This window comes from Baekduia soli (assembly GCF_007970665.1).
In the GTDB taxonomy this organism is placed as follows: domain Bacteria; phylum Actinomycetota; class Thermoleophilia; order Solirubrobacterales; family Solirubrobacteraceae; genus Baekduia; species Baekduia soli.
Genome location: NZ_CP042430.1, coordinates 3,721,405 through 3,745,114, shown reverse-complemented (window position 1 = coordinate 3,745,114; position 23,710 = coordinate 3,721,405). Strand labels below are relative to the sequence as shown.

The following is a 23,710-nucleotide window of genomic DNA, read 5'->3' as shown; positions in this document are numbered from 1 at the left end:
GGGGAGCGTGGCCGGGCCCTAGGCCTCGAGCCGGGTCGGCAGCCCGAAGGCCTCGAACAGCTCGGGGAACAGGTAGTGGTGGATGGCCGCGATCCGGCCGCCCGAGATCTCGAGCAGCGCGATGTTGAACGGCTCGTGCACGCCGGGCCCGGCCGGCTTGTAGATCGCGACGGCCGGGCACCCGTTGGCGCGCGTCGGGATCAGCCTCGAGCCCTCGCAGCCGGCGCCCGTCCCGAGCATCCAGCCCGCGACCTCCTCCGGGCCGCGCAGCCACATCGGGTGCGGCGGCATGGAGAACGTCGCGTCCTCGTGCAGCAGGGAGACCAGCGCGGTGATGTCGTAGCGCTCGAAGCAGTCGACGTAGCGGGCCAGCAGCGCGGCCTGCTCGTCGTCGTCGACGCTCAGCGGGGCGGCGCTGTCGAGGTCCAGGGCGTCGAGCGTGGCCCGCGCGCGCTGCAGCGCGCTGTTGACCGACGCCGTGGTGGTGTCGAGCAGCTCGGCGACCTCGGAGGCCTGCCAGCGCAGCACCTCGCGCAGGATGAGGACCGCGCGCTGGCGCGCCGGGAGGTGCTGGAGCGCGGCCACGAACGCCAGGCGGATCGTCTCGCGCGCCGCGGCGACCTCGGCCGGGTCGCCGTCGGAGGCCAGCACCTGGCCGTCGGGCACGGGCTGGACCCAGGCCGACTCGGGCAGCGGCACGGGCAGCGCGGAGTCGGCGGTCGTGGACTCGACGAGGTCCATGGGGCGCGCCCGCCGCTGCGGGCTCTGGAGCATGTCGACGCAGACGTTCGTGGCGATCCGGTACAGCCACGAGCGCAGGGCCGGGCGCGCCTGCAGCGCATCGAGGCTGCGCCACGCGCGCACCATCGTCTCCTGCACGGCGTCCTCGGCCTCGAACCAGGAGCCCAGCATGCGGTAGCTGTAGCCCGTCAGCTCGCGCCGGTGGCGCTCGAGCTCGGCCTCCAGCGCGTGGTCGGCGGGCCGGGCCTGCGTCGCGGGTGCATCGATACGGGTGGCCATCGGCCCATCCTAGGTCGTGCGCCCGTCGCCGGCATGCCCTTCTCAGCCTCCGGGCGCTCGTTGCTCGCTCCGGCCGCCCCGTCCTTCAGGATCGGGGGCGTGCCGCCCAAGCGATCCCCCGAGGCCGCCCGCGCCCGCATCGACGAGCTGGCCGCGGAGGTGCGCCGGCTCAACGACCTCTACTACGGCGCCGGGGACAGCCCCCTGCCCGATGCCGACTACGACGCGCTCAAGGACGAGCTGGCCGTCCTGGTCGCCGAGCACCCCGCGCTGGAGCCGGCCGACAGCCCGCTGGGGCGCGTCAACGCGCCGTCGCAGCTCACCGGGCCGACGATCCGCCACGCCCGCCCGATGCTCTCGCTGGCCAAGGCGACCGGGGAGGAGCAGATCCGGGCGTTCTGCGAGCGCTTCGCCGGCCAGGCCTTCCGGGTCTCGGAGAAGCTCGACGGCCTGTCGCTGAGCGTCGTGTACCGCGACGGGGAGCTCGAGCACGTCGCCACGCGCGGCAACGGCGAGGTGGGCGAGCTCGTCACCGACAAGGTGCGCCACGTCATCCCGGAGCTGCCGGCCCGCGTCGACGCGCCCGGCCGGGTGGAGGTGCGCGGCGAGGCGGTCATGACGCGCTCGACGTGGACGGCCTACAACGACACCCATCCCGAGCGGCCGCTGACCAACCCGCGCAGCGGCGCCGCCGGGACGCTGATGCAGAAGGACCCCGAGGCCGCCGCGGCCGGCGGCCGACTGCTGCGCTTCGTCGCCTTCGGCGCCGACCGCGACGGCGCCGCGATCGACGTGCAGGGGCTCGGCATCGAGGCCGCCGCGCAGGTCGTCTGCGCCGACGCCGACTCGGTGATGAAGGCCGTGCACGCGATCGGTGCCCGGCGCGACGGCCTGGACTACGACATCGACGGCGCCGTCGTGCGCCTGCACGATCCGGCGGCCTTCGACGCCGCGGGGTCCACCAGCGCCGAGCCGCGCGGCGCCATCGCGTTCAAGTACCCGCCCGAGGAGCGCCTGACCAAGCTGCTGGCCGTCGAGTGGCCGGTGGGCAAGATCGGCCGGGTCCCGCCGCGCGCCCGCGTGGCGCCCGTGTTCGTGGGCGGCGTGACCGTGGAGAACGTCACGCTGCACAACCCCAGGCTCATCCGCGAGCGCGACCTGCGCATCGGCGACACCGTCGCCGTCGTGCGCCGCGGCGACGTCATCCCGTTCGCCGGGCGCTCGATCCCCGAGGACCGCGACGGCAGCGAGCAGGTCATCGCGCCGCCCGAGCGCTGCCCGTCCTGCGACTCGGAGCTCGAGGTGCGCGGCGCGGGGGAGGAGCGCTGGTGCCTGAACCTGCAGTGCCCGGCCCAGGCGACGCGCCGGCTCATGCACTGGGCCTCGCGCGCGGCGGCCGACATGGAGGGCGTCGGCGACGTCTGGATCGAGAAGCTGGCCGACGACGGCCTGCTGCGCCGGCGCAGCGACTTCTATGCCATCACCGCGCAGCAGCTCGTCGGCTACGAGCGGATGGGCGAGGTCAGCGCCGCCAACATGGTGGCGGCCATCGAGCGCTCCAAGGGCCTCGGCCTGCGCCGCGCGCTCATCGGCCTGGCGATCCCCATGGCGTCCGAGGGCGTGGCCAAGCGGCTCTGCCTCGCCGGCTACGAGCGCATCGAGGACCTCATGGCCGCCACGGCCGCCGACCTGGAGGCGGTCCGCGACATCGGCGCCAAGGTCGCCGAGAGCATCGTCGCGTTCCTGGCCCGCCCGGAGGTGCGCGCGGACATCGAGGCGCTGCGCACCCACGGCGTCGTCCTCGACGTCCTGGACGAGGACCGGCCCGTCGACGTGGCCGCCGCCGGCGACTCGCCGCTGAAGGGCGCGACCGTCGTGATCACCGGCGCGTTCACCGACCCGCGGTCGGGCGCCAAGGTCAGCCGCCCCGAGGTCACCCGCCTGGTCGAGAGCGCCGGCGCGACCGCGGCCTCGTCGGTCTCGGCGAGCACCGACCACCTGCTCGCGGGCGCCGACGTCGGCGCGTCCAAGACGGCCAAGGCCGAGAAGCTGGGGGTCGAGGTCGTCGACCAGGCCAGGCTCTGGGCCTGGCTGGCCGACGCGGGCGTGACCTGAGGCGCGCTCGGTCGGGCAGCGGGCGTCCGGCAGGTCGGCGACGCGAAGCGCGGCGACCGCGGCGGCGTCGTGGCCGGGCGGCCAGCGGTGCCGCGCACACGCGGCCCTGGTGGGCCGGCAGCGCCTTGCGGAAGAACAGCTCGCGCAGCGCCTCCAGGTCCCCGGCGCGGTCCGGCTCGTCGCCGGGGAACGTGCCGCCGAAGCCCACCGGCCCTCCCGCGCCCACGCCCGCGCCCGCCGTGCGCGGGCGTGGGAGTACGCTGCGCGGGTCACCGGATCTCTCGCCTGGAGGAGCCCGCATGCAGCACGAGCACACGGAGCACGTTGCAGCGACCCCGGATGCCGTCTACGCGGCGATCTCCGACGTCTCGAACCTGCCGAGGTTCGTGCCGCAGATGACGGCGGCGCGGGAGAAGGGCGACGGCCGCGTCGAGGTCGACGCGCGCTACGGCGGCCACGAGCAGCACGGCGAGGCGACGTTCGCGGCCGACCCGCGCCAGCGCCGGATCCAGTGGAGTGCGCCCAGCGGCTACCGCGGCGTCATGCAGGTCGACCCCGACGGCGAGGGCTCGCGCCTGACGCTCTACCTCGAGACGTCGCACTCCTCCGAGCGCGATCACGACGTGGCCGCCACGCTCGATGCCATCCGCATGCTCGTCGAGTCCCAGATCTGACCGCCCCGGGCGGACATGACGTCGCGGTCGTCGGCGCCGGCCTGGTCGGGCTGGCGACCGCGCGCGAGCTGCTGACCCGCCACCCGGGACTGCGCCTGGCGGTCCTCGACCGCGAGGCCCGCGTCGCCGCGCATCAGAGCGGCCACAACTCCGGCGTCGTGCACGCGGGCATCTACTATGCGCCCGGGTCGGCCAAGGCGCAGCTCTGCGTCGAGGGCGCCCGTCGCCTGTACGCCTACTGCGAGGCGCGCGGCGTGCGCGCCGAGCGCTGCGGCAAGGTCATCGTCGCGGTCGAGCCCGCCGAGCTGGGCCGCCTGGACGAGCTCGAGCGCCGCGGCCGCGCCAACGGCGTGCCGGGCCTGCGCCGCGTCGACGCCGCGGGTCTGGCCGAGCTCGAGCCCCACGCGACGGGCATCGCCGCGCTGCACTCGCCGGCGACCGGCATCGTCGACTTCCCCGGCGTGGCCGCCGCGCTGGCCGCCGACGTCGCGCAGGCCGGCGGCGAGCTGCTGCTGGGGGCCGAGGTGACCGGCGTGACCCGCCGCGCCGGCGCGGTCGTCCTGGCCCGCGACGGGGCGCCTGACGTCGTCGCGCGCCGCGTGGTCTTCTGCGCGGGGTTGTGGGCCGACCGCCTCGCGCGCGCGGGCGGCGCACCGGCCGACCCGCGGATCGTGCCCTTCCGCGGGCAGTACCTGCGCCTGGCCCCGCACGCGCGGGACCTGGTCCGCGGGCTCATCTACCCGGTGTCGGACCCGCGGCTGCCGTTCCTGGGCGTGCACCTGACGCGCACGATCTCCGGCGAGGTCCTGCTGGGCCCGACCGCCCTGATGGCCGGGGCACGCGACGCCTACGCGCTGCGGACGCTGCGCACCGCCGACCTGCGCGACACGCTGGGCTGGCCGGGCACGTGGCGCCTGGCGGCACGGTGGTGGCGCACGGGGGCGGCCGAGCTGCGGATGCAGGCCAGCCGGCGAGCGTTCGTGGCCGCCTGCGCCCGCTATGTCCCGGCGCTGGGCCCGGACGACGTGCAGCCCGGCTGGGCCGGCGTGCGCGCCCAGGCCGTGGCCCGCGACGGGACGCTCGTCGACGACTTCGTGTTCTCCGAGACGGCCGACGCCGTGCACGTCCGCAACGCGCCGTCGCCCGCGGCGACCTCGTGCCTGGCGATCGCCGGGCGCATCGCCGACCGCGCCGACGCCGCCTTCGCCCTGGGCCGGCACGCGGCGTGAGCGCGCGGGCCCTGGCCGCCGACCTGCGGCGCGAGCTCGGCGGCGCCGCCGTGCCCGATGGCGACCTACGCCACTACGGCCACGACGCGACCGAGGCCCACGGCGTGCACGGGACGCCCGCGGCGGTCGTGCTGCCCGCCGACACCGCCGGCGTGGCCGCCGCGCTGCGCTGCTGCGACCGGCTCGGCGTGGCCGTCGTGCCGCGCGGGGGAGGGACGGGCCTGGCCGCGGGCGCCGTCCCGCTCGGCGGTGAGGTCGTCCTCGGCCTGGAGCGCCTGACCGCCGTGCGCGCGCTGGAGCCCGAGCGCTGGCGGATGCACGTCGAGGCCGGCCTGACCACCGGGCACGTCCACCGCCTGGCCCGCGAGAGCGGCCTGCTGTTCCCGCCCGACCCCGGCGCGGCCGAGCAGTCCCAGATCGGCGGCAACGTGGCCACCAACGCGGGCGGCCCGCACGCGTTCAAGTACGGGGTGACCGGTCGCTGGGTGACCGGCCTGGAGGCCGTGCTGGCCTCCGGGGAGGTCCTGACGGTGGGCGGCCCGCTGCGCAAGGACGTCGCGGGCTACGACCTGCGGTCGCTGCTCGTGGGCTCGGAGGGCACGCTGGCCGTCATCACCGCCGCGTGGCTGGCGCTGACCCCGATGCCCGAGGCGCGGCTGCCGGTCGCCGCGGCGTTCGACTCGGTCGGCGCGGGCTGCGACGCGATCGACGCCATCGTCGCCTCCGGGCTGACGCCCGCGATCCTCGAGTACCTCGACGCCGGGACGCTGGAGGCCGCGGGCGCGGCGTTCCCCGCCGCGCTGCCGGCGCCGGCGAGGATGCTCGTGATCGCCGAGGCCGACGGGAGCGCCGCGGAGGCCGCGCGCGTGCGTTCCGAGCTCGTCGAGGTCCTCGGCGACGGCGCGCTCGCGCTGCACGCGCCGCAGGCGCGCGGCGACGTCGAGGCGCTGTGGCGCTGGCGCGACGGGGTCTCGACGGCGGTCGCGGCCCACCGCGGCGGCAAGATGGGCGAGGACGTCGTCGTCCCGTTCGAGCGCCTGCGCGACGTCATCGCCGCCACGGTGGAGATCGGTGCCCGTCACGGCCTGCCGGCCTGCAGCTGGGGCCACGCGGGCGACGGCAACGTGCACGCGACGCTGCTGGTGCGCCGCGACGACGCCGCCGAGCTCATGCGCGCGCAGGCCGCCGCCGAGGACCTCTTCGCCGCGGCCGTGGCCCTCGGCGGCTCGGTGTCGGGCGAGCATGGGCTGGGCTGGGTCAAGCGCGGCCAGCTCGAGCGCCAGTGGGCGCCGGCGGCGCTCGACCTCCACGAGGGCGTCAAGCGCCTCTTCGACCCACACGGCCGGCTCAACCCCGGCAAGAAGCTCGCGCGCCGGGACCCGCCGCCCGGGCGGTGACGGCTAGGACGCCGGCGGCACGCCCTGGCGGGCGTAGCGGCGCAGGCCGTTGGTGACGTTGCGCGTGAGCATGGCCTGCACGAGCGGTCCGATCCCGGGCAGCTTCCCGTCGAAGTCGATCGTGTAGTCCAGGCGCGAGCCCGTGCCCTGGGGCGTGAAGCGCATGACGCCCTCGTGGTGCTTGAGGATGCCGCCCCTGGTGATCCGGTAGCGGATGAGCTGGTCCGGGACGACCTCCACGTTGGTCTCCACGAAGCCCGGCAGCGGGCCGACCTTGAGCTCCCGCGATGCTCCGGCACCGTTGCGGGTGCCGTCGGTGCCGTCGCTCAGCCGTCGGATCCTGGCCCCGAACAGCGGCTCGAGGTTCTCCTGCTCGCTGAGGTGGGCGAAGAGCTCCTGCACGCTCTGCGGGAAGTCCTGGACGACGTGGACGCGCTGCATGGCGCGCAGCATCCCAGGTCGGCGTGCTCAGGTGCGTTGGAACTCGCGCCGCCGGGCGCCCGTCGGGTCCAGGCGGCGGATGAGCGCCACCTCCTGCGCGGTGGGGGCCCGCGTCTCGGGCACGTCGCCCTCGATGACGAGGTCGAACCCGGTCGCGTCGACGACGTCGTCGACGGTGCCGCCGGGGTGCACGCTCCGCAGGCGCATGCGCCGCGACACGGGGTGGAAGTCCAGCACGGCCAGGTCGGTCACGCACGCGAGCGGGCCGCCGGGCAGGCCGAGCCGCTCGCGATGGTCGCCGCCGTCGCCCCAGCCCAGGCCGGAGCGGAAGTCCAGGCGGTCGACGAACGTGCGGCGGTCGTGGGTCGTCGTCCACAGCAGCAGGCGCGGGATGACGCCGCCGAGGTCCGACATCCCGCCGCCGCCGGGCAGCCGCACCCGCGGTGCCTCGTAGTCGCCGATGACGGTGTTGTTGACGTTGCCGAACGCGTCGATCTGCGCGCCGCGGAAGCAGAACGTGTTCAGGCGCCCGGTGAACGCCCGGCCCCAGAAGTCGTAGGGGGAGGACTGCAGCATCGACGCGCCCTCCCACAGCGAGCCCGACAGCGTCGAGTCGGGGATCTCGGAGGGCCGTGCGTCCACGCCGATCGACGCGGCCGCCCACAGCAGCCTCGGGGCGTGCGTCGCGCGGGCCAGCAGGAACGCGACGACGGGCACGAACGACGCGGCGCCGTTGAACGCCCGGGTCTCGTCGTCCAGACACCGGGCCAGGGCGGTCACGACCAGCTCGTCGAGCGTGTGGTCGTCGCTCATGCCGGCACGAGGGACGACGGCGGCAGCGGGGCGACGCGCTGCGCGAACAGCGCGCGGAACGCGGCGGGGTCGCGCGCCGCGCGCACGTAGTCGCGGTAGAAGGCGGCGTCGGGGGCCGCGCCGGGTCCCGACGCCGTGGGCCACGCGCCGCCCGGCGCCGCCACGACGTGGTCGACGGCGAAGCCCGGGTAGGAGGTCCGCTCGGGCGCGGCCCGGAAGACCTCGGTGTCGACGATGCGCTCGGCCGTGACGATCACCGTGCGGGCCGCCTTGACCAGCTCGCCGTCGAGCCAGACCGAGCGCGGCAGGACGCGGGCGTTGCCCAGCCGGTCGGCCTCGTGGACGTGGACGACGGCGACGTCGGGCGCCAGGGGTCCGCAGGCGATGAACCGGCGCCCGCTGCGCTCGTCGGCCAGCTCCCACATGCGCCCGGGCAGCCGAGCCGGCAGGTCGGTGCCCAGGCCGGCCAGCGTCGGCATGTAGGGCACGCCCAGGATCGCGGCCTGCAGGGCGCTGAGCATCGTGTGCTCGCTCCAGTCCTCGACCTCGACGAGGCCCTGCTCGGCGGCGCGCCGGAACCACGGGGCCAGCCCGAAGCCCTCGAAGCCGACGAGCGCCGTCAGGACCCGCCGTGCGCAGCCGGCCGCCAGCAGCCAGTCGACGTTCATCCCGCCCACCGGCACGACGAGCTCGAGGTCGCGGGCACCGGCCCGCACGAGCTCGGCGCAGAAGGCCATCGGGGCGCCCTCGAGCGAGAACCCGCCGAGTGCGACGCTCGCGCCGTCGGGCACCAGGCCGGCCACGTCGGCCAGGGCCACGAGCTTGCCGTCGGCGGGGACCATGCGGCGCCACCCTACCCCCATCGGCGGCGGCCACGGCGAGGGTCGTTGTCGGCGCGTTGTCGCTGCACAACGCAGGATCCCTCCCAGCCCTAGCGGAACTGATAGTGACCCTTGCGCAGGGCTCTCGGCAGTGCGAGGTTCGCCCCCACACAAGGATCGTGCAGCCGGAACGAGGCGCCTGAGGTGCCCGGGCGGTGCTGTCTGCGTGCGCCGCGGTGACGTCCGGGATGGACGGCCGCAAACCTGTTCTGCGGTACGGAGGAGAGATCACACATGGGCGATTCGCACAAACTGGATGTGTCGGGGGTTGTCGGCGCGCAAACGCGGCGCCGGTTCGTCGCGCGCACGGCCGCGGCGGGCTCGATGGTGGCCGCCGGCGGGGTGCTCGCGGCCTGCGGCAGCAGCAAGAAGAGCAGCGGCAGCGACGTCTCGAGCACGGTGGGCAGCGGCTCCAAGCCGAAGCCGGCCGCGGCGGGCAGCGCGACGGGCCAGGAGCTGCAGAAGATCCTGGGCAAGCCGACCAACCTGCTGGCCAAGGGGCCGGGCACGTTCAAGATCGCCGGGCAGTTCGCGATCTCGGGCGCCGGGTCGGTGTACGGCCTGCAGCAGACGGCGGGCTTCAAGTACGGCGCCCAGCACGTCGCCGAGTGGACGAACAACAAGGTGCAGTTCGACACGAAGTACTACGACAACAAGTCGGGGGTGCCGCAGGCCGAGGCGGCCGCGGGCCGGCAGGCGGGCCTGTCGAAGGTGCCGGTGCTGATCAGCTCCTACATCTTCGGCTTCGGCGCGATCGTGCCGTTCGCCAAGCAGTACAAGATGTTCACGCCGGATCCCGGCGGCGGCGCAGGCCCGATCCCGGGCCCGTTCGCGCCGCAGCCCTATTGCTACGGCTTCCGCGCCGGCTACCCGACCGACTGCCTCGACGGCATCTTCAAGTACCTGAGCGAGACGTTCCCCAGCAAGAAGAAGTACGTGCTGGTCCAGCCGGTCATCGCACCGCCGTACAACAACGCGGTGTCGGACTACACCAAGAAGCTGTACTCGCAGTACGGCGTGCAGAAGGCCGGCGAGCTCCTGGCCCCGCTGGGCGCCACCGACTACTCCTCGACGATCCAGAAGGTCAAGCAGCTCAACCCCGATGTCGTCATCTGGACGACGTTCGGCACGGACCCGGCCTACCAGGCCAAGGAGATGCTGCGCCAGGGCGTCAAGTGCATCAACGCGGGCGTGGACCACACGTCGGTGGTGACCAAGCTCGCCGGCGCGGCGTGGAAGGACTGGTACTTCGGGTTCGACTACCTCGACGTCAACGGCCCCAGCCCCTGGACGAAGTTCTTCGTCGAGAACTGGAAGAAGGACCACAACGGCGAGACCCCCAACTACTACAACGCGGGCGACTACATCACCGCGTTCGCCGTCGCGACGCTCATGGAGCGGATCCTGGCGGCCGGCGGTGACATCAACAACGGCGACGACTACGTGAAGGCCCTGGAGGCCGACCCCTCGTTCCCGCATGTCTACGGCGGCACGGCGACGGAGGTCGGCAAGATCGTCATCGACCCCAAGACGCACTCGCCGAGTGCCCTGACGATGCAGCTGTTCCAGGACAAGGGCACGGGCAACGTCGCCGACATCACCCCCCTGGCGACCTACGGCATCAAGGCCGCCGACTTCCAGAAGGTCTGATAGATGACGCGACGCTCTGATCGACGCTGCACCCACCCGGCTCTGCCGGGTGGGTGGCCCCTGCCGACGAGGGGACGGGCGACATGATCCTCGCCTCCCTCACCGGCTTCTTCCAGTACGCGGTCGACGGGCTCATCAACGGGTCCTCCTACGGCCTGCTGGGACTCAGCTTCGGTCTGATCGTCGCCGTGACGGGGCGGTTCCACTTCGCGTGGGCCGCCGCGTACGCGCTCGTGGGGTTCTTCACCCCGTGGCTGGTCAACCACACCGGCCTGCCCGTGGTCCTGGCCATCATCATCGCGATGGCCGGCGCCGCGCTGTTCAACTGCCTGCTCGAGACCCTGATCTACCGCAACGTCGAGCGGCGCGCCGCGTCACAGGCGCTGCTGGCGATCTTCGTGGCCTCCTTCGGCGTCACCATCGCCGTCCCGAACCTCGTGAGCTGGATCGTGGGCCCGGAGTCCAGCGGCGGCGAGACCCTCGCCTGGATCTCCAACTCGCCGCTGCACATCGGCAAGGTCACGTTCACCAAGCTCGACCTGATCGGCGTCATCGCGGTCTGGACCTGCGGCGTGGCCATCTGGGCCCTGTTGAAGTACACCCCAGTGGGCCGCCGGATCCGCGCGGTGCAGGTCAACCCCGGGATGGCCGAGGCCGTCGGCATCGACAGCAACCGGACCTACCTCGTGGTGTTCGTCATCTCGGCGCTGCTGGGCGGCGTCACGGCGATCATCGCGTCGATGCGCTCGACCGGCACGCCCAACATGGGCCTGCAGCCCGTCTTCTACGCGTTCGTCGTGGCCTTCGCGGCCGGGCTCGGGCGCTCCCCGCTGCGGATCATGGCCATCGGCACGGCCATCGGCATCCTCGAGGGCATCAGCGCCCAGGTGCTGAACGTCCAGTGGCAGCAGGTCGTCGTCTTCGCGGTCCTGCTCATCTACCTGGTCTTCAAGGCGGCCAGGGCGTGGCGTCCCCATCTGTTCCAGCTCAAGCGCCCGGCGACGACGCCGGCCGCCGTCAGCGCCGGAGAGGCATAGAGCGTCATGGCAAACACGTACAACTACATCAACCTGATCGCGATCTACGCGATCTACGCGATGTCGCTCAACGTGCTGCTCGGCTACGCCGGCCAGCTCTCGGTCGCCCACGCCGCGTTCGGCGCGGTGGGCGGGTACATGGCCGCCTACCTGGGCACGTCGCACGGGTGGCACTTCGGCCCGGGCCTGCTGGTCGGCGCCCTCGCCGCCGGCGTGCTCGGCGTCCTGGCCAGCCTCCCGGCGCTCTACCTCGACGTCCGGTTCCTCATCCTGCTCACGCTGGCCCTCTCGACCGCGGTGCTTGCCGTGGTCGGCGCGATCCCGGCGCTGGGCGGTGCGACGGGCCTGACCTCGCTGCCCTTCCCGACGATCTTCGGGCAATCGCTGCTGGAGCCATCGCACTTCGTCATCTTCTCGGTGATCGTGGCGTTGATCGTGCTGGCGATCTGCTCGCGCCTGGTCAACTCGCCCTTCGGCCGGGTGCTGCGCGCCCTGCGCGAGGACGAGGTCGCCGCCCGCGGCGTCGGCAAGAACATCGTCCGCTACAAGGTCACCGTGTTCGGCGTCACCGCCGCGATGGCCGGCGTCGCCGGCGTGATGTTGTCCTACTACAACGCCTCGATCCAGCCCGGCGGCTTCGACCTGTCGCAGTCGATGCAGATCATCGCGATGATCGTCATCGGCGGCACCGCGAACCTGTACGGGTCGATCCTGGGCGCGACGATCATCGTCCTGCTCGACCCGTTCCTGCAGAACGTGGTCAACCTGGACCCCGACACCGCGGGCCTCGTGCGCACGTTCATCTATGGGTCGCTCATCGTGATCTTCATGATGGTGCTGCCCCAGGGCCTCATCCGGGAGCGCTGGACGATCGGGCGGCTGCTCGGGCGGCGCAGCGCGAAGACCGCCGGCGGCATCGACGTGGCCAAGCTGGCCGACGTCACCGAGGACTCCAACGCCCAGGAGGCCGCCGCCGAGGCCGCGGCCGCCGGCGCCGGGCAGCCCGCGGCGACCGGTCAGCTCGCGCTGGAGGCCAAGGGCCTGCGCAAGTACTTCGGCGGCATCCGCGCCGCCGACGAGCTCAGCCTCCAGCTGCGCACCGGGCAGGTCACGGGCCTCATCGGGCCCAACGGCGCGGGCAAGACCACGGTCTTCAACCTGCTCACGCGGGTCATCCCGCCCGATGCCGGCACGGTGAGCCTCGGAGACACCGAGATCACCGAGTGGACGCCGAACCGCATCGCGGTGTCGGGCATGTCGCGCTCCTACCAGGACGTGCGCATCTGGTCGCGCATGACGGTCCTGGAGAACGTCATGCTCGCCATCCCGCACCAGCCGGGCGAGCGCCTGTTCAACGTCTTCTTCCGGCCGCTGGCCATCCGGAAGTTCGAGCGCCAGGCCGCGACCCGCGCGATGGAGCACCTCCAGTTCGTCGGGCTCGCCGAGCACGCCGACGAAGAGGCCGGGTCGCTGCCGTTCGGCGATCAGAAGCTGCTGGCGCTGGCGCGCCTGCTGGCCACCGAAGCCGACGTGCTGCTCCTGGACGAGCCGGCGTCGGGCATCGACATCGACGGCGTCGAGCGCATGCTCGGCCTCATCGAGCGACTGCGCGCACGCGGCAAGTGCGTGTGCATCGTCGAGCACAACCTCCACGTCGTGGAGCGACTGGCGGACCGCGTCTATTTCATGGAGGCGGGACGGATCACAGCCGAGGGAACCATGAGCGAGCTGATGCAGCAGGAGCGTTTGAGCGAGGTCTACTTTGGCAGCTCCTGAACACCTGGACGGGGCCGCGCCCGCGGGGCTGGCCACCCGGCTCCTGGAGCTCGACGGGCTCCAGGCCGGCTACGGCCGCCGCCCCGTGCTCTTCGACGTCGGGCTGACCGTGGCCAAGGGCGAGATCGTCGCCCTCTTCGGCCACAACGGCGCCGGCAAGACGACGATGCTCAACTCGATCTTCGGCCGTGTGAAGCCGACGTCGGGGACGATCACGTTCGACGGCCAGGCGATCACGGGCACGAAGGGCATCGTCAACGTCAAGCGCGGGATGACGCTCATCCCGGCCGAGCACTTCACGTTCCAGGACCTCACCGTCCTGGACAACCTGCGGCTCGGCGCCTACAACGAGAGCTCGCGCCAGGTCATCGACCAGCGCATCCAGCAGTCCTACGAGCTGTTCCCGATCCTCGAGGAGCGCTCCAAGCAGCTGGCCGGGACGATGAGCGGTGGCCAGCAGCGGATGCTGAGCATCGCGATCGCGCTCATGACGGGCCCGAAGCTGCTGCTGCTCGACGAGCCCTCCCTGGGCCTGTCGCCGGCGCTGGTGCAGCAGATGATGGACGCCATCGGCCGCCTGGCCAAGGAGCAGGGGCTGTCGGTGCTCATGGTCGAGCAGAACGTCGTGCAGACGCTCGGGGTCGTCGACCGCGCGTACTTCATGCGCGGCGGGCGGATCATCCTCGAGGAGCGTGCGGAGGAGCTGCGCGGGCGCGACAGCTACTGGGACCTCTTCTGAGGCTGGGGTGATGCCGGTGGCGCTCGACCGCCGGTCCGAGCACTACCTTGCGTTCCTGGAGGCGTTCGCCTGCGGGTTCCATCCGACGCAGATGGAGCTGCACCGGTGGCTGCTGCTGCCGGTGCTGACCGCCTCGCCGGGCGAGTTGCGCGACGGCCTCGGGCAGGGCCACATCTGCCGGGCCATCGACCGGGCCCACCCGGCGGGCCCGCTGAACCCGGGCAACGTGACGCAGGCCCTGAAGTCCGCCGCGTCGCTGCAGGCCAAGCTCGGCACGAAGCCGATCGTCCTGGAGTACGAGCGCTCCTCGCGCTCGCTCGTGGTCGTCGACCCCGACTTCCCCGTGTGGCTCGACGTGCAGGACCGCGGACGCCTGCTGGCCGGGCTGGGGCTCCCGGCGCCGGAGCCCGCACGGGTCGGCGCGCGGCGCTCCGGCGCCGTCCGGGGCTGACCCGGGACGCCCGCCGGGCGCGCGGGGCCGGTCGGGCCTACCATCTGGGCATCGCGCCCGCGCCGGGCGCACCCGTCTCCCGCACCCCGACGCAAGAGTCCCCACTTGATCAGCACCAACCAGTTCTGTAGCGGCGCCTGAACCCAACGGGGCGGGACGGACCGCAGAGCCGCCCGAGAAAGACGAAAGCGCCCGACAGCCGGGAAGGCCATCGGGCGCGAACGTCGATGCGGTGGGTCACGGGGAACGAACGGGGGACCCCCAGGCAGGGGGGGGGGGGGGTAGCCCGCACCGGTGTCCCCCTTCCCCAGAACGTGGACTCCAGCGCTAGTTCTAGGGCGCAGACGCGATGCCTGGGCTCTCAGCGGCGCGCAGCGCGAGCAGCGGCGAGAGCCGCAGGGTTCCCGGCGCCGCCGACCCGGCGCTTCGTGCGGAACGTCAGCAGGTCGGCCGGGACCTCGAACTGCGCCCAGGCCGAGCCCTCGTGCTTCCCCTCGTCGACCAGCGTCGCCGCCGGGTTCTTCTTCAGCTTCGTGATGATCTTGCGCTGCGCGGTCCAGACGGACAGGGTGCTGTCCGCGTCGCTTCCGTTGACGATCGTCTCGCGCTCGTACGGGGTCAGGCTCATGGAAGGGTCTCTCCTGGGGGGGGTAGTACCGGTCGGGGCCTCGCGTCCCAGAACGTGGACTCAAGCGCTAGTTCTGGGGCGTAGAGGGCATGCAGGTATGGCGCGGGGGTCGCCCCGCGCTCAGGTCGGTCGGCGACCGACCCCGAGACGGACTCGGGAGCCGGGAGCGACGGGCCTGGCGCCTAGGGCTGCTCGCGCTGGAGGTGCTGGCGCCGGGCGGCGCGGTTCGCCGAGGCGGCGTGGCGGCGCTGCTTACGGGCGTCGGACCGCACCAGGCGGCAACTCAGGGAGCGCTCGCCCGAGCCGTCGCGCACGAGGTGCTCGTGCAGAACGGCCGCGAGGTCGAACGACACGACGGCGCCCGAGGCGTCGGGGTCGGCGCCGGTGACGGTGCGAGCGTCCCAGTCGTAGACGGGGTGCTCGACGCGCTGGGACGGGCCGCCCCGATGGCAGACCATGATAATCATGTTAGGGTCCTACTCCTCGTCGATGTCGGCCAGCTCAGGGGCCAGGGCTAGGGCGGGGCGCAGCCCGTGGGCCGCGCGGTAGGCGGGCGTCGCGCAGAGGTGGCACCCGTCGTCGGGCGCTCCGCCGTGGGTGTGCTCGTGAATCGCCCCGGCCCGCATCAGCGGGAGCAGGACGGCCCGCATGTGGCCCTCGGGGTAGCGCGCGTCGAGGCGCTCCAGCTCAACGGCGAGCGCGGGCGGGTAGTCGACGGGCGCCGCGGGCTCCACGACGGCGCGGCGCGGGCGCGGACGACGCGCCATCAGGCGCCACCCTCGGCGTCGTCGTCGAGGCCGAGCTGAGAGACGAGGCGTGAGTAGAGCGCGACGTTGTCCCGGGCGATGGCTGCGGCCGGATGCGCGCTCACGCGCTGGCCCACGATGTCGCCCTTCTTGGACAGGATCGGCGTCGTGAGCGTCAGGCCCTCACGGGTCATCGTGCGCCGCGCCGTCGAGGCGCGGTCGCGAGTCTCCGCGGCCATGAGCGCGAGAGACCACTCGGTCTCCGTGAAGGTGTAGTCGGTGCTGAGGTGCGCCAGCCAGCGCCGCGAGGGCGCCGACAGGTGGCGGGGTGGGGTGCGCTGGGGCATGGCGGGGGCCTTTCGGGGCGGGGTTCGGCGACGGCCTGCAGGGTGGGGTGCTCTCGCCCCGGGGATGATTGCGTGCGCAACTACTGCGGGGCCCGGACGGCGTTCTGCGCCGTGACGGCGCGGGAAACGAGACTTCGGCCCAGGGGAAATCGCAACTCTGCGGTTGCGAGTTTTCTCCACGCTGGACCAGGGCGCGGTGTCCGGGAGCTGCCAGGAGGGAGGCACCCCCGTGGGGGATAGGTCGATACCTCTCTCGCGTGCGACCCGTCGGCGTGTCCGGACACGGCCTAAAGTAGGTCGAATGATCAGCGCCCATCGAGCCGCGACGGAGATCAAGCTGGAGCAAGAAAAGCTCCCGGCCGTTCTGCTTTGTCTTCGCTCGCAGGGATGGGAACCTGCGGTATTAGCCGCTGAGCAGGAGTTCTTAAGGCATGCGGGTATTGAGCCGAGCGAGAAGTCGTACCGGTTCGCAGGCGGGCGGTTGGGTCAGCGAGGCTCCGTCGGCGACGTCTTCTTCAAGGACGGCGACATGTTCTTCTTGGACCTCGGGAGCCCCGGGCGCCCTGGAAGCGAGTTTGACTTCGTCTCCGTGGCCGCACCCGACGGCGAGTCCACTCTCATCACGGGAGTCGTCGTCAATGATGGAACGCGCGACGCTGTCGACGTCTGGAGGCCGTTCGCCGACGCGGTCGAGGTTTCGATTAAGTCGAGTGTGGACGGACGCCGCGCGCGCTACATGCGCTTCGACTGGACCGAGATCGACAACGAGCCCACCGGTCGGTTGCACGAGATCCTGTCGGACACAGATGAGGGGCCAGCGTCGTTCTCGCGTGCGCAACTGGACGCGGCCTTGACCACCGGGGCTGAAACCCTGTCCAGCGATTTCGCGCGCGAGATGTTGATTGAGATCAGCAAGGCCGGGTTCGTTCGAGCAACCGACCTCCTGGCGAAGTGGTCCCGCCGTCTGCCAGAGGGCGAGGCGGAGGCGGCGATCGAAAGTCTTAAAGGGTGCGGCCTGCTCGCTACGAAGCACCTCTTGATTTGCCGGACCGACAGCAGCCCGCTGACCGAGTTCGACGATCCTGCCGAACTCGAAGCAGTCAAGGATCTGCGCCACCCGAGCTGCAATCGACGATTCGCGGACGAACTCCTCAAGGAGGGCTACTCGGTTTCGCCCCTGGGGCGCTCCTTGATCGAGAAAAGCCACTGGATGACGGTGTTCGTAACCGAGCGGCTGGTATCGGCCGGCGTCCCGGCGGATTCCATCTTCTGGAACATGACCGAGGCTGGCGAGGAGGTAGACATCGTCCTGTCCTTCCTCGATGAGGTCTGGATCCTCGAATTGAAGGATCGCGATTTCGGTCCCGGAGACGCTTACCCCTTCAACTACCGACTCGCGCGGTATAGCCCCCAGCGCGCGATGATTGTCACGACCGGCACCGTGATGGCGGACGCGAAGCGCGTGATCGCCGAGATGGTTCGCGAAGCGGGGACTCCGATGTTCCTGGGGTCTAGGCCCAGGCCCATCAAGCCGCTGTACGTCGAGGGTCTGGACGCGGTTCTCGACGCGGCGCGACGGCAGGTGGCGGTCGCGACCATGGCGCACGCGAGCAGTCACGTCGCCTCGCTCGGCCCCGCGACCGGCTTTGACCTCAGGAGGGTCCTACGGCAGCGGCTGCGGTAAGTAGTCCGTCTGGAACTCCGCCCTCTCGATGCAGACGGCGTGGCCCGGCCCGGCCCGGCCCGGCCCGGCGTGACGCGGAGCGATCGGGAGGTCTGCAGATGCCCTCCCGATCCCCGGCCTCCATGGTCCCGGCGTCGGTAGCTGTCCACCGGGAGGCCGTGTTTCGGGCGGCCCGGTTGAGTCGGACAGGTCGTGCGCCAGCCGCAGCCCGACTGGTCCGGCCGACGATTCGGCGAGACCGTCCGATGAAGCACACGCGCAGGCGCGCTACGAGGCGTGATCGCTTTTCGTCCAAAGCGACAGCGCACCCTCCGATGAGGCTCAGTCGCTCGGAGGGTGACTGCCAAGTCCACTGTCGCCTCAAGTGCAGCGGAATCGGGTGCGCTGGCGCACCGTGGACACGACAGCCAGCATGCGCGAGGATAAACGAGCGCCTGGCCAGGACGAGCAGAGATGCGCGCCGAGCCCGATGCCGTCAGACGCCGAAAACGACAAAGAACTGGTGCGCAAGCTCCGGTCTGAGGCCGTCGACCTCCGGTCTGAGGCCGTCGACCTCCGGTCTGAGGCCGTCGACCTCCGGGCTGAGGCCGTCGACCTCCGGTCTGAGGCCGGCGACCTCCGGCGAGAGGCCGTCGATCGCGAGCGGGACCTTCATGACATCGGCGAGCGCGAGCACCGCCACGAGAGGCTTATTGCTCGGCTGCGCCAAGAGGCCGATGTGCGGGAAGAGGACCTCGTGGCGCTTCGCGCGCGGCTCGCGGCCGCCGAGCACGAGCTTGAGGATCTGCGGGCGATCCGGGATGCGCTTACGCCCCCCGAGTTGCCGCAGCGCCCCGGCCTCGACCTCGCCGCGGCCTTCCTGCCCGCCGCCGCCGAACGCGTCAGCGGAGACTTCTACCTTGTCGCTGATGGACCGCAGGAGTCCACCGTGCTCGTTGTCGGCGATGCCGCCGGCCACGGCCTCCACGCGGGAAGGCGTGCCGCGTTCGTGCGCACGGCGTTTGTGACGACGGCGCCGTTCACCGACGACCCGGCCCGCCTGTTGAGCTGGGTCAACACCGCCATGACCGAACGCGCAGGCACGGCCGAGGAGTTCGTCACCGCTGCGTGCCTCACGTACCTGCCGAGCGAGCGGCGCCTGCGATGGGCCTACGCCGGGCATCCACCCGCCATGCTGCTGGACACAGGCGAGGAGCTCCTCGGCGCCGAGCAGGGCGTTCCCCTCGGCCTGGACACCCACCTCGAATGCCTCGAGGGCTCACGGCAATGCGAAGCCGGCGAGGGGCTGCTGCTCTACACGGATGGCCTGACCGAGGCGCGTCGGGACGGCGAGCAGTTCGGGCTGCCGGGCGTCAGGCATGCGCTCGCCGACGTCGCCCATCCTTCGCCGGCTGAAGTCATCGCCATCTTGCGCTCCCGCGTCGCAGAGTTCGCGTACGGGACGCTCACCGACGATCTCTGCCTACTCGCCGCGCGCATCGGCTGAGCGCGTACAGGGGCCGGGCTCGGCGATCCGTTCGATGTTGGACCGCCCGGGCCCGGCGGGCCGCGTCCTCATACGGGCTGCGCCCGCTTTTCCATGCCACGCCGCAGCGTCGCTCGCGGGCTCACTTGCCTGCGCTTTCGCGTGCGAGGAGTGACGACGCAGGCGGAGGCTTGCTTCTCCTTTCCATGTGCAAAGGGTGCGTCGGCACGGCTGTGGGTTGTGAGCGTCGCGCCGTGACGTGTGGGCGCTCACCCCGGCTCGGGATCGAGCGCGCGTAGCTCGTCGACGGACGCCAGGTCGGGAGCGTTCTCACCCCAGGTCAGGCAGGCCGGGTCGACCCAGCGCGTGCGGATAGGCGAGGCTCGGTAGGGCGCCGCCTTGCGGTGGCTGGAGAGCTTGACGTTCCGGGGCTGCTCGCCGCGAGCGGATCCGCGAGGGCGGCCGGTCACGAGAACATGCCGCCCGTACCGCGACGGCGGGCGCTCAGGTGGCCCTCGACCCAGTCCGCGAACCTGGCGGCGTGGTCGGTGCGGTGCTCGTGCGCCTCGACCCATGCGGTCCAGCACGGAGCGCACGTTCCGTCGTTTGGGGCGGGCGTCGTGAACAGTGCGGCAGGCTGGACACGCCGACAGCGGCGGCAGCGGCGAGAGACAGGCGAAGGGGCGGGAGGCATAGGGGATGCTCCGGGGTCGGTGTTCGGCCCGAGGGACGGGCGAGGAGGGGCAGGGACGCGCGGCGGCGTATGCCTTCGGGGGCGGCGCCGTGTAGACGGGCAGGCGGCGGCCTGGCGGCACCGGACCGGGCCGCAGAGGGTCCGGGTCCGGTGCCGCTCGGGCTGGCACACACACGCCCGCCCGGGCGTGGCACTACTCCACCCACCGGCGACGGCCCCACAGGGACGCGCCGGGGACTGTTCTCCGGCTGGCGCCCTCGCCCTTGCAATCGAGGGGGCCGCCGGAGGTCTGGGAGACGGCGCGATGGCCGTCAAGATCGGCGGCCCCGGCGCCCGAGGGGTGCTCGGGGCCGGGGCCTGCGGTGCTGCTAGCCGCGGGCGTCCACGGGGCGACACGGTGTCGCCAGGATCGCGACGCCCGGGAGCGGCCAGGCGGGGGCGCTCGACATCTCGGGGACGTCGGCCGTCCAGGCGTCGTAGTTCGCCTGCGCGGCCTCCCACGAGGCCCGGGCGTTGTTGTAGGCGTCGGTCATCGCAGCGAGGTCGGCCTCTGCGGTCTCGGCGAGCTTCGCGCTCTCGGCCGCGAAGACGTCGGCGTGCTCTGCGTGGAGCGCCGCAATCTCCTCGCGGATGTCGCGGATGGCGGCATTCGCCGCGCCGACGCGATTGATCGCGGCTTCCTTCTCGGCCTCGGCGTCCGCGAGCGCCTGATGTGCGGCGTCCAGGTCGGCGGCCGTCGCCGTGCCGCGGGCGACCTCGACGAACTTCGCGGCGATGGCACGGTGCAGCACCTTGAAACCCGACTCGGTCAGGCCGCCGTACTTCAGCCCGAGGGCCTTCACGTCGGCCTGTGCGCTGGACTTGTACTCGCTCGCGGTCGCGAGCTGGCCGCGGAGCTGCTCGGCGCTGGGCGATCGGGTCGACCTTGTTGGTGCTCTTCGTCTGGGCGGGCATGGTCAGCGCACCTTGGCCAGGTCGATGTCGCCACGCTCTACCGCGGCGTTGAAACCGCGCGGGTCACGCTTGGCGAACGCGGCGACGGCGTCGCGGCTGTTCGGGCCGCGCGGATGCTCGCGGCGCGTGCCGCCGTCGAAGCCGTCGGCCGGGTCGGGCGCGGGCGCCACGATGAGCGACTTGATGTGCTCGGCGTGCGTCAGCATGGACGCGACGTCATCGCTCGGGTTGATCGAGACCGCGAGGGCGTCAGGGAGCCCGACCTTGTGGGCCACGAGCTGCTGCACAACGCTCGGCGCCGGGGGGCGGCGGGCGGCGCGGGGGTCTGGTCTTCGGACATGGCGGTGCTCCTTGGGCGGGGGTGTAGGTGCCGCGGATGCGGCGGGAAAGGGGACGGCGCCAGAGGGCGAGGGCTGTTCGCCTCTGGCGCGCGGGTAGTGCGGGTCTACGAGACGAACGGCGCGACCGTGACGCGCACGCGAGGGCCGCCGGTCATCTGCTCGACCGCTTGGTGGCGGCCGTGGCGCCGACGGCGCGGGTGATCGACGGCCGGGGTTCAGGCGGCGAGAACTGGAGGAGGGACCGACTCGACGACGCGGAAGGTCTAGCCGTGGCGCCGGGAGTAGCCCTCCAGCCTGGGGCCGGTGAGCGTGAGGATGCGGGCGTGTTCCTCGGAACCCATCGACAAGAGAACGCGGCGGGTCACTCGGCGCATCAGTCCAGCTTCAGGCGGCGGGCCTCGCTGGCGTAGTGGGCGCGCAGGGCGCGACGAACCTCGCACGAGAGGCTGGAATCGCGCCGGGCGGCGATCCGGCGGAGGTCGTCGCGCATCTCGCTCGGAACCTGCGCGGTCAACATGATGGGGTCGGCCATGTAGGCCATAGGAGTCTCCTAGGGGTCGTGTAAACGGGTGGTGGTGGCCCGGGGGCCAGAAGGGCGTCGATCAGGCCGCCATCTCGACAGGACAGGCCGTCAGGCGGTAGAAGCGCGGCGCGCGATGCCTGCTGACCGGCTCGGCTTCCCTGACCTGCGGAACCTCGGCGAGGAGCCCGAGGGCGAGGAGGTGCTGGACGCAACGCTCGGCGGTCTTCGGCGAGATGTGCCGGTCGGGCCTCGGGTCAGACGCCCAGGGGCCGAGGAAGCGACGCGCGAGCATCATGCCGGTCTCGTCCGGTGTGCCGGGGCGCCAGGTGGCGCCGCGGTGCAGGGCGTCGAGCAGGATGATGCTGTCGAGGACGCGGCGCTGATTGTCGGTCAGCTCGGCCGTCCGTGCGGCCCTCCAGCGCTCATGGACGCGGCGGACGCGCGGCAGGTCGAGGCGCCCGGCGTCGAAGCGCAGGCGGTCGAACCAAACGGCCTCGACGGCGCTCGTGAGGTCGTCGCGCTCCTGTCCGTGCCGGACGGCGTACAGCTCCGGCAGGGTGAGGCGGAGGCGGCCCTCGACGTAGGCCATACGCTCGGGCTCGACGAAGGCGGCGCGGCCGTCGAGGAGGCCGGGGAAGTCCTGCCCGAGGCCGACGTCGGTCGGGAGCCCGAGCTGGTGGAACAGGGGGACGAGGTCGGCAATGCGCCAACGCGACCTGTGCGACAGGTCGATCTTGACGCGGGACCGACCGCGCCGGGGGCGGTCGCCCGGAACGGGAGTCATGTTGGGGTCCTTCGGTTGGCTGTGGAGGGGGGCTCCCGGAGGCTTACGCTGGGTCGGGGCGGCGGCGCCGCCTCCGAGTAGCTAGCTCGGAGGCGCTGGCGCGCCGTTGCCCTGGAGCCCACAGCCAAGCGGGAACCCTCGCCGGGCGCGAAGGCCCGGAGAGGTCTGGTGCGCGCCGGTGGTGCAGCGCGCGGGAAGGACCGCGTCGGGTCGTGAGCCCGGACGGCGGCCTCGATAGCCGCCGCGGTCGTGATACGTGGGTTGTGGGAGTCCTCCGTTTTCCAGACTCCCCCGCTTGGACTGACCTGCGCGCGGTGCAAGCGCCTCTCGGCGCGACCGCGGCCGATCCCTTGGCCGGTGCCGACGGTATGGCCCTCGCGGGTGTCGGTCTTGACGTTCGGTCCCGGGGCTGCTAGGGTTGCTCCTGCGTGGCCCGGGCCTCGTGCTTTGCTATGTCTGTAACCAATTCATAGCTGAACCATAGCCGGAGAGGCGGACAGGAAAATCCGACGACCTATGCCTGCGTATGAGGGCTTGCGCGCCAGGCTCAACCGGCAGGGCGCGGCGAGGTCCCGAAGGGCTGCCAGGCGCCGCCCAGCCTCGCGCTCGACGACGAAGGCGACGTCGTCGCCCAGCGTCAGCATCGGCCTCGCGTCCGCTCTCGCGCGGGAGGAGGTCGAACCTCCTCCGTCCCGTCGCGACGGTTCCCCCACCCTCGCCCAGGTTCTCGGCGTCATCCACCGACGAAGCCCGAGAACAAGCGGGAGGGCTAGGGTGCTGTCCCCCCGAGGGGCGGGCTGGCGTCGGAACGGAAGCCCGGCCTCCGACCTAGCCCTAAGCCTCGCCCTCCAGCTCCGTCAATCCGAGCAGGCCCGGAACAGCGCCAGACGGCTCCGTGGGAAGCGCTAGGTACTACGTACCTTGGGCCAACGCCCTACTAGGGCCACGGCCCTTTTGGCCCTAGTAGGGCGCCCAGAATCTCGCGTGGCCCTAGTAGGGCGCTCAGGCCGAGCGGAGCTGCGCCGCGGCGGCCTCGCGGGCCTCCGCGGCGGCGAGCGCACTCAGCGCGCCCTCCTCGTCGAGCACGCGGCGCAGCGTGGCGGCAGCTACCGGCGGCAGGGGGCGCGCGTCAGCGGCGAGCGCGGCGCGCAGGTGGAGGGCCTCGACGAGGCGCTCGGGGTGCGGGTCCTCGATCCGGGAGGTGACTTCCTGGTCGACGATGGCGAGTAGGGCGGCGTGGTTGGTCATGCCGCCAGCATCGGCGAGGGCAAGGGCTAGCACAAGTGGGACGCCGTCGGCTCTGTCGGGAAGCTGTCGGACG

Annotated in this window: 25 protein-coding genes; 11 read left to right on the top strand and 14 right to left on the bottom strand. The window is 72.3% G+C overall.

Translation table 11 applies throughout. The features are described 5' to 3' along the window. Window positions 1–18 precede the first annotated feature (18 nt). Entirely contained in the window at window positions 19–1,020 is a 1,002-nt protein-coding gene (locus tag FSW04_RS18005; RefSeq protein ID WP_146921648.1) for a sigma-70 family RNA polymerase sigma factor, read from the bottom strand. A gap of 99 nt (window positions 1,021–1,119) precedes the next feature. On the opposite strand from FSW04_RS18005, the gene ligA reads away from it, so the two are divergent. The 4 genes from ligA (at window position 1,120) to FSW04_RS17985 (ending at window position 6,435) form a co-directional block, all read left to right on the top strand. Beyond that, window positions 1,120–3,135, top strand: a complete 2,016-nt coding sequence (gene ligA, locus FSW04_RS18000) for an NAD-dependent DNA ligase LigA (protein WP_228430545.1) — start codon at window positions 1,120–1,122, stop codon at window positions 3,133–3,135. Window positions 3,136–3,434: 299 nt separating this feature from the next. Then, window positions 3,435–3,809, top strand: coding sequence for an SRPBCC family protein (locus FSW04_RS17995; RefSeq protein ID WP_146921646.1), 375 nt, complete (start codon window positions 3,435–3,437; stop codon window positions 3,807–3,809). Next, window positions 3,806–5,038 (top strand): L-2-hydroxyglutarate oxidase, encoded by a 1,233-nt coding sequence (gene lhgO / locus FSW04_RS17990; RefSeq protein WP_146923835.1) that lies wholly within the window; start codon window positions 3,806–3,808, stop codon window positions 5,036–5,038. Before FSW04_RS17995 ends, lhgO begins: the two co-directional genes overlap by 4 nt. Beyond that, window positions 5,035–6,435, top strand: coding sequence for an FAD-binding oxidoreductase (locus tag FSW04_RS17985; protein WP_187368893.1), 1,401 nt, complete (start codon window positions 5,035–5,037; stop codon window positions 6,433–6,435). Before lhgO ends, FSW04_RS17985 begins: the two co-directional genes overlap by 4 nt. A 3-nt stretch (window positions 6,436–6,438) precedes the next feature. Here FSW04_RS17985 and FSW04_RS17980 read toward each other — a convergent pair whose 3' ends face one another. The 3 genes from FSW04_RS17980 to FSW04_RS17970 are packed head-to-tail and all read right to left on the bottom strand — an operon-like array spanning window position 6,439 to window position 8,531. Continuing rightward, on the bottom strand, window positions 6,439–6,876 hold the full coding sequence (locus tag FSW04_RS17980; protein ID WP_146921644.1) for an SRPBCC family protein: 438 nt from the start codon (window positions 6,874–6,876) through the stop codon (window positions 6,439–6,441). A 27-nt stretch (window positions 6,877–6,903) separates the two neighbouring features. Next, the gene (locus FSW04_RS17975) at window positions 6,904–7,689 is read right to left on the bottom strand and encodes a CoA-transferase subunit beta (protein WP_146921643.1); all 786 of its coding nucleotides are present in this window, start codon (window positions 7,687–7,689) and stop codon (window positions 6,904–6,906) included. Next, the gene (locus tag FSW04_RS17970; RefSeq protein WP_187368892.1) at window positions 7,686–8,531 is read right to left on the bottom strand and encodes a CoA transferase subunit A; all 846 of its coding nucleotides are present in this window, start codon (window positions 8,529–8,531) and stop codon (window positions 7,686–7,688) included. Before FSW04_RS17970 ends, FSW04_RS17975 begins: the two co-directional genes overlap by 4 nt. Before the next feature lie 273 nt (window positions 8,532–8,804). On the opposite strand from FSW04_RS17970, the gene FSW04_RS17965 reads away from it, so the two are divergent. From FSW04_RS17965 to FSW04_RS17945, 5 genes are all read left to right on the top strand, one after another. Next, window positions 8,805–10,220 (top strand): ABC transporter substrate-binding protein, encoded by a 1,416-nt coding sequence (locus FSW04_RS17965; RefSeq protein ID WP_146921641.1) that lies wholly within the window; start codon window positions 8,805–8,807, stop codon window positions 10,218–10,220. A gap of 83 nt (window positions 10,221–10,303) precedes the next feature. Then, window positions 10,304–11,257: a branched-chain amino acid ABC transporter permease gene (locus FSW04_RS17960; protein WP_146921640.1), complete on the top strand. Its 954-nt coding sequence runs from the start codon at window positions 10,304–10,306 to the stop codon at window positions 11,255–11,257. 6 nt (window positions 11,258–11,263) lie between these two features. After that, window positions 11,264–13,033 carry a branched-chain amino acid ABC transporter ATP-binding protein/permease gene (locus FSW04_RS17955; protein ID WP_146921639.1) on the top strand — a complete coding sequence of 590 codons (1,770 nt, stop codon included), beginning with the start codon at window positions 11,264–11,266 and terminating at the stop codon, window positions 13,031–13,033. After that, window positions 13,020–13,772, top strand: a complete 753-nt coding sequence (locus FSW04_RS17950) for an ABC transporter ATP-binding protein (RefSeq protein WP_228430544.1) — start codon at window positions 13,020–13,022, stop codon at window positions 13,770–13,772. The genes FSW04_RS17955 and FSW04_RS17950 overlap by 14 nt, the downstream gene beginning before the upstream one ends. 10 nt (window positions 13,773–13,782) lie before the next feature. Then, entirely contained in the window at window positions 13,783–14,223 is a 441-nt protein-coding gene (locus FSW04_RS17945) for a hypothetical protein (protein WP_146921638.1), read from the top strand. A gap of 361 nt (window positions 14,224–14,584) precedes the next feature. Here FSW04_RS17945 and FSW04_RS17940 read toward each other — a convergent pair whose 3' ends face one another. The 4 genes from FSW04_RS17940 to FSW04_RS17925 all read right to left on the bottom strand — a co-directional run bounded on the left by FSW04_RS17940 (window position 14,585) and on the right by FSW04_RS17925 (window position 15,944). Beyond that, window positions 14,585–14,851 (bottom strand): hypothetical protein, encoded by a 267-nt coding sequence (locus FSW04_RS17940; RefSeq protein ID WP_146921637.1) that lies wholly within the window; start codon window positions 14,849–14,851, stop codon window positions 14,585–14,587. Window positions 14,852–15,033: 182 nt separating this feature from the next. Then, on the bottom strand, window positions 15,034–15,309 hold the full coding sequence (locus FSW04_RS17935; protein WP_187368891.1) for a hypothetical protein: 276 nt from the start codon (window positions 15,307–15,309) through the stop codon (window positions 15,034–15,036). An 18-nt stretch (window positions 15,310–15,327) separates the two neighbouring features. Next, window positions 15,328–15,618: a hypothetical protein gene (locus FSW04_RS17930; protein ID WP_146921635.1), complete on the bottom strand. Its 291-nt coding sequence runs from the start codon at window positions 15,616–15,618 to the stop codon at window positions 15,328–15,330. After that, window positions 15,618–15,944: a hypothetical protein gene (locus FSW04_RS17925; protein WP_146921634.1), complete on the bottom strand. Its 327-nt coding sequence runs from the start codon at window positions 15,942–15,944 to the stop codon at window positions 15,618–15,620. Before FSW04_RS17925 ends, FSW04_RS17930 begins: the two co-directional genes overlap by 1 nt. A 301-nt stretch (window positions 15,945–16,245) precedes the next feature. On the opposite strand from FSW04_RS17925, the gene FSW04_RS17920 reads away from it, so the two are divergent. Next, a complete protein-coding gene (locus FSW04_RS17920) occupies window positions 16,246–17,628 on the top strand; it encodes a hypothetical protein (RefSeq protein WP_146921633.1) in 1,383 nt (460 codons plus the stop codon). Window positions 17,629–18,103: 475 nt separating this feature from the next. Here the strand turns inward: FSW04_RS17920 and FSW04_RS26260 are convergent, their stop codons facing one another. Next, the gene (locus FSW04_RS26260) at window positions 18,104–18,586 is read right to left on the bottom strand and encodes a hypothetical protein (protein WP_187368890.1); all 483 of its coding nucleotides are present in this window, start codon (window positions 18,584–18,586) and stop codon (window positions 18,104–18,106) included. Here FSW04_RS26260 and FSW04_RS26255 point away from each other — a divergent pair. Continuing rightward, window positions 18,557–19,114: a PP2C family protein-serine/threonine phosphatase gene (locus tag FSW04_RS26255; RefSeq protein ID WP_187368889.1), complete on the top strand. Its 558-nt coding sequence runs from the start codon at window positions 18,557–18,559 to the stop codon at window positions 19,112–19,114. The genes FSW04_RS26260 and FSW04_RS26255 overlap by 30 nt on opposite strands. Before the next feature lie 1,041 nt (window positions 19,115–20,155). On the opposite strand, the gene FSW04_RS17910 is transcribed toward FSW04_RS26255, so the two are convergent. The 5 genes from FSW04_RS17910 to FSW04_RS17895 all read right to left on the bottom strand — a co-directional run bounded on the left by FSW04_RS17910 (window position 20,156) and on the right by FSW04_RS17895 (window position 23,637). After that, window positions 20,156–20,629, bottom strand: a complete 474-nt coding sequence (locus tag FSW04_RS17910) for a hypothetical protein (RefSeq protein ID WP_146921631.1) — start codon at window positions 20,627–20,629, stop codon at window positions 20,156–20,158. Window positions 20,630–20,743: 114 nt separating this feature from the next. Then, complete coding sequence (locus FSW04_RS17905; RefSeq protein ID WP_187368888.1) at window positions 20,744–21,028, bottom strand: hypothetical protein; 285 nt, start codon at window positions 21,026–21,028, stop codon at window positions 20,744–20,746. Window positions 21,029–21,455: 427 nt separating this feature from the next. Continuing rightward, entirely contained in the window at window positions 21,456–21,623 is a 168-nt protein-coding gene (locus tag FSW04_RS26250; protein ID WP_187368887.1) for a hypothetical protein, read from the bottom strand. A 61-nt stretch (window positions 21,624–21,684) separates the two neighbouring features. Then, complete coding sequence (locus FSW04_RS17900; RefSeq protein ID WP_146921629.1) at window positions 21,685–22,389, bottom strand: hypothetical protein; 705 nt, start codon at window positions 22,387–22,389, stop codon at window positions 21,685–21,687. Between the two features lie 1,002 nt (window positions 22,390–23,391). After that, the gene (locus FSW04_RS17895) at window positions 23,392–23,637 is read right to left on the bottom strand and encodes a hypothetical protein (RefSeq protein ID WP_146921628.1); all 246 of its coding nucleotides are present in this window, start codon (window positions 23,635–23,637) and stop codon (window positions 23,392–23,394) included. Between the last annotated feature and the right edge of the window lie 73 nt (window positions 23,638–23,710).

Bases quoted from the DNA above. Each gene is read 5' to 3' on its own strand.
- FSW04_RS18005 (WP_146921648.1), bottom strand. From the start codon at position 1,020: ATGGCCACCCGTATCGATGCACCCGCGACGCAGGCCCGGCCCGCCGAC.
- FSW04_RS17995 (WP_146921646.1), top strand. From the start codon at position 3,435: ATGCAGCACGAGCACACGGAGCACGTTGCAGCGACCCCGGATGCCGTC.
- FSW04_RS17980 (WP_146921644.1), bottom strand. From the start codon at position 6,876: ATGCAGCGCGTCCACGTCGTCCAGGACTTCCCGCAGAGCGTGCAGGAG.
- FSW04_RS17975 (WP_146921643.1), bottom strand. From the start codon at position 7,689: ATGAGCGACGACCACACGCTCGACGAGCTGGTCGTGACCGCCCTGGCC.
- FSW04_RS17970 (WP_187368892.1), bottom strand. From the start codon at position 8,531: ATGGTCCCCGCCGACGGCAAGCTCGTGGCCCTGGCCGACGTGGCCGGC.
- FSW04_RS17965 (WP_146921641.1), top strand. From the start codon at position 8,805: ATGGGCGATTCGCACAAACTGGATGTGTCGGGGGTTGTCGGCGCGCAA.
- FSW04_RS17960 (WP_146921640.1), top strand. From the start codon at position 10,304: ATGATCCTCGCCTCCCTCACCGGCTTCTTCCAGTACGCGGTCGACGGG.
- FSW04_RS17955 (WP_146921639.1), top strand. From the start codon at position 11,264: ATGGCAAACACGTACAACTACATCAACCTGATCGCGATCTACGCGATC.
- FSW04_RS17945 (WP_146921638.1), top strand. From the start codon at position 13,783: ATGCCGGTGGCGCTCGACCGCCGGTCCGAGCACTACCTTGCGTTCCTG.
- FSW04_RS17940 (WP_146921637.1), bottom strand. From the start codon at position 14,851: ATGAGCCTGACCCCGTACGAGCGCGAGACGATCGTCAACGGAAGCGAC.
- FSW04_RS17935 (WP_187368891.1), bottom strand. From the start codon at position 15,309: ATGGTCTGCCATCGGGGCGGCCCGTCCCAGCGCGTCGAGCACCCCGTC.
- FSW04_RS17930 (WP_146921635.1), bottom strand. From the start codon at position 15,618: ATGGCGCGTCGTCCGCGCCCGCGCCGCGCCGTCGTGGAGCCCGCGGCG.
- FSW04_RS17925 (WP_146921634.1), bottom strand. From the start codon at position 15,944: ATGCCCCAGCGCACCCCACCCCGCCACCTGTCGGCGCCCTCGCGGCGC.
- FSW04_RS17920 (WP_146921633.1), top strand. From the start codon at position 16,246: ATGATCAGCGCCCATCGAGCCGCGACGGAGATCAAGCTGGAGCAAGAA.
- FSW04_RS26250 (WP_187368887.1), bottom strand. From the start codon at position 21,623: ATGGCCTACATGGCCGACCCCATCATGTTGACCGCGCAGGTTCCGAGC.
- FSW04_RS17900 (WP_146921629.1), bottom strand. From the start codon at position 22,389: ATGACTCCCGTTCCGGGCGACCGCCCCCGGCGCGGTCGGTCCCGCGTC.
- FSW04_RS17895 (WP_146921628.1), bottom strand. From the start codon at position 23,637: ATGACCAACCACGCCGCCCTACTCGCCATCGTCGACCAGGAAGTCACC.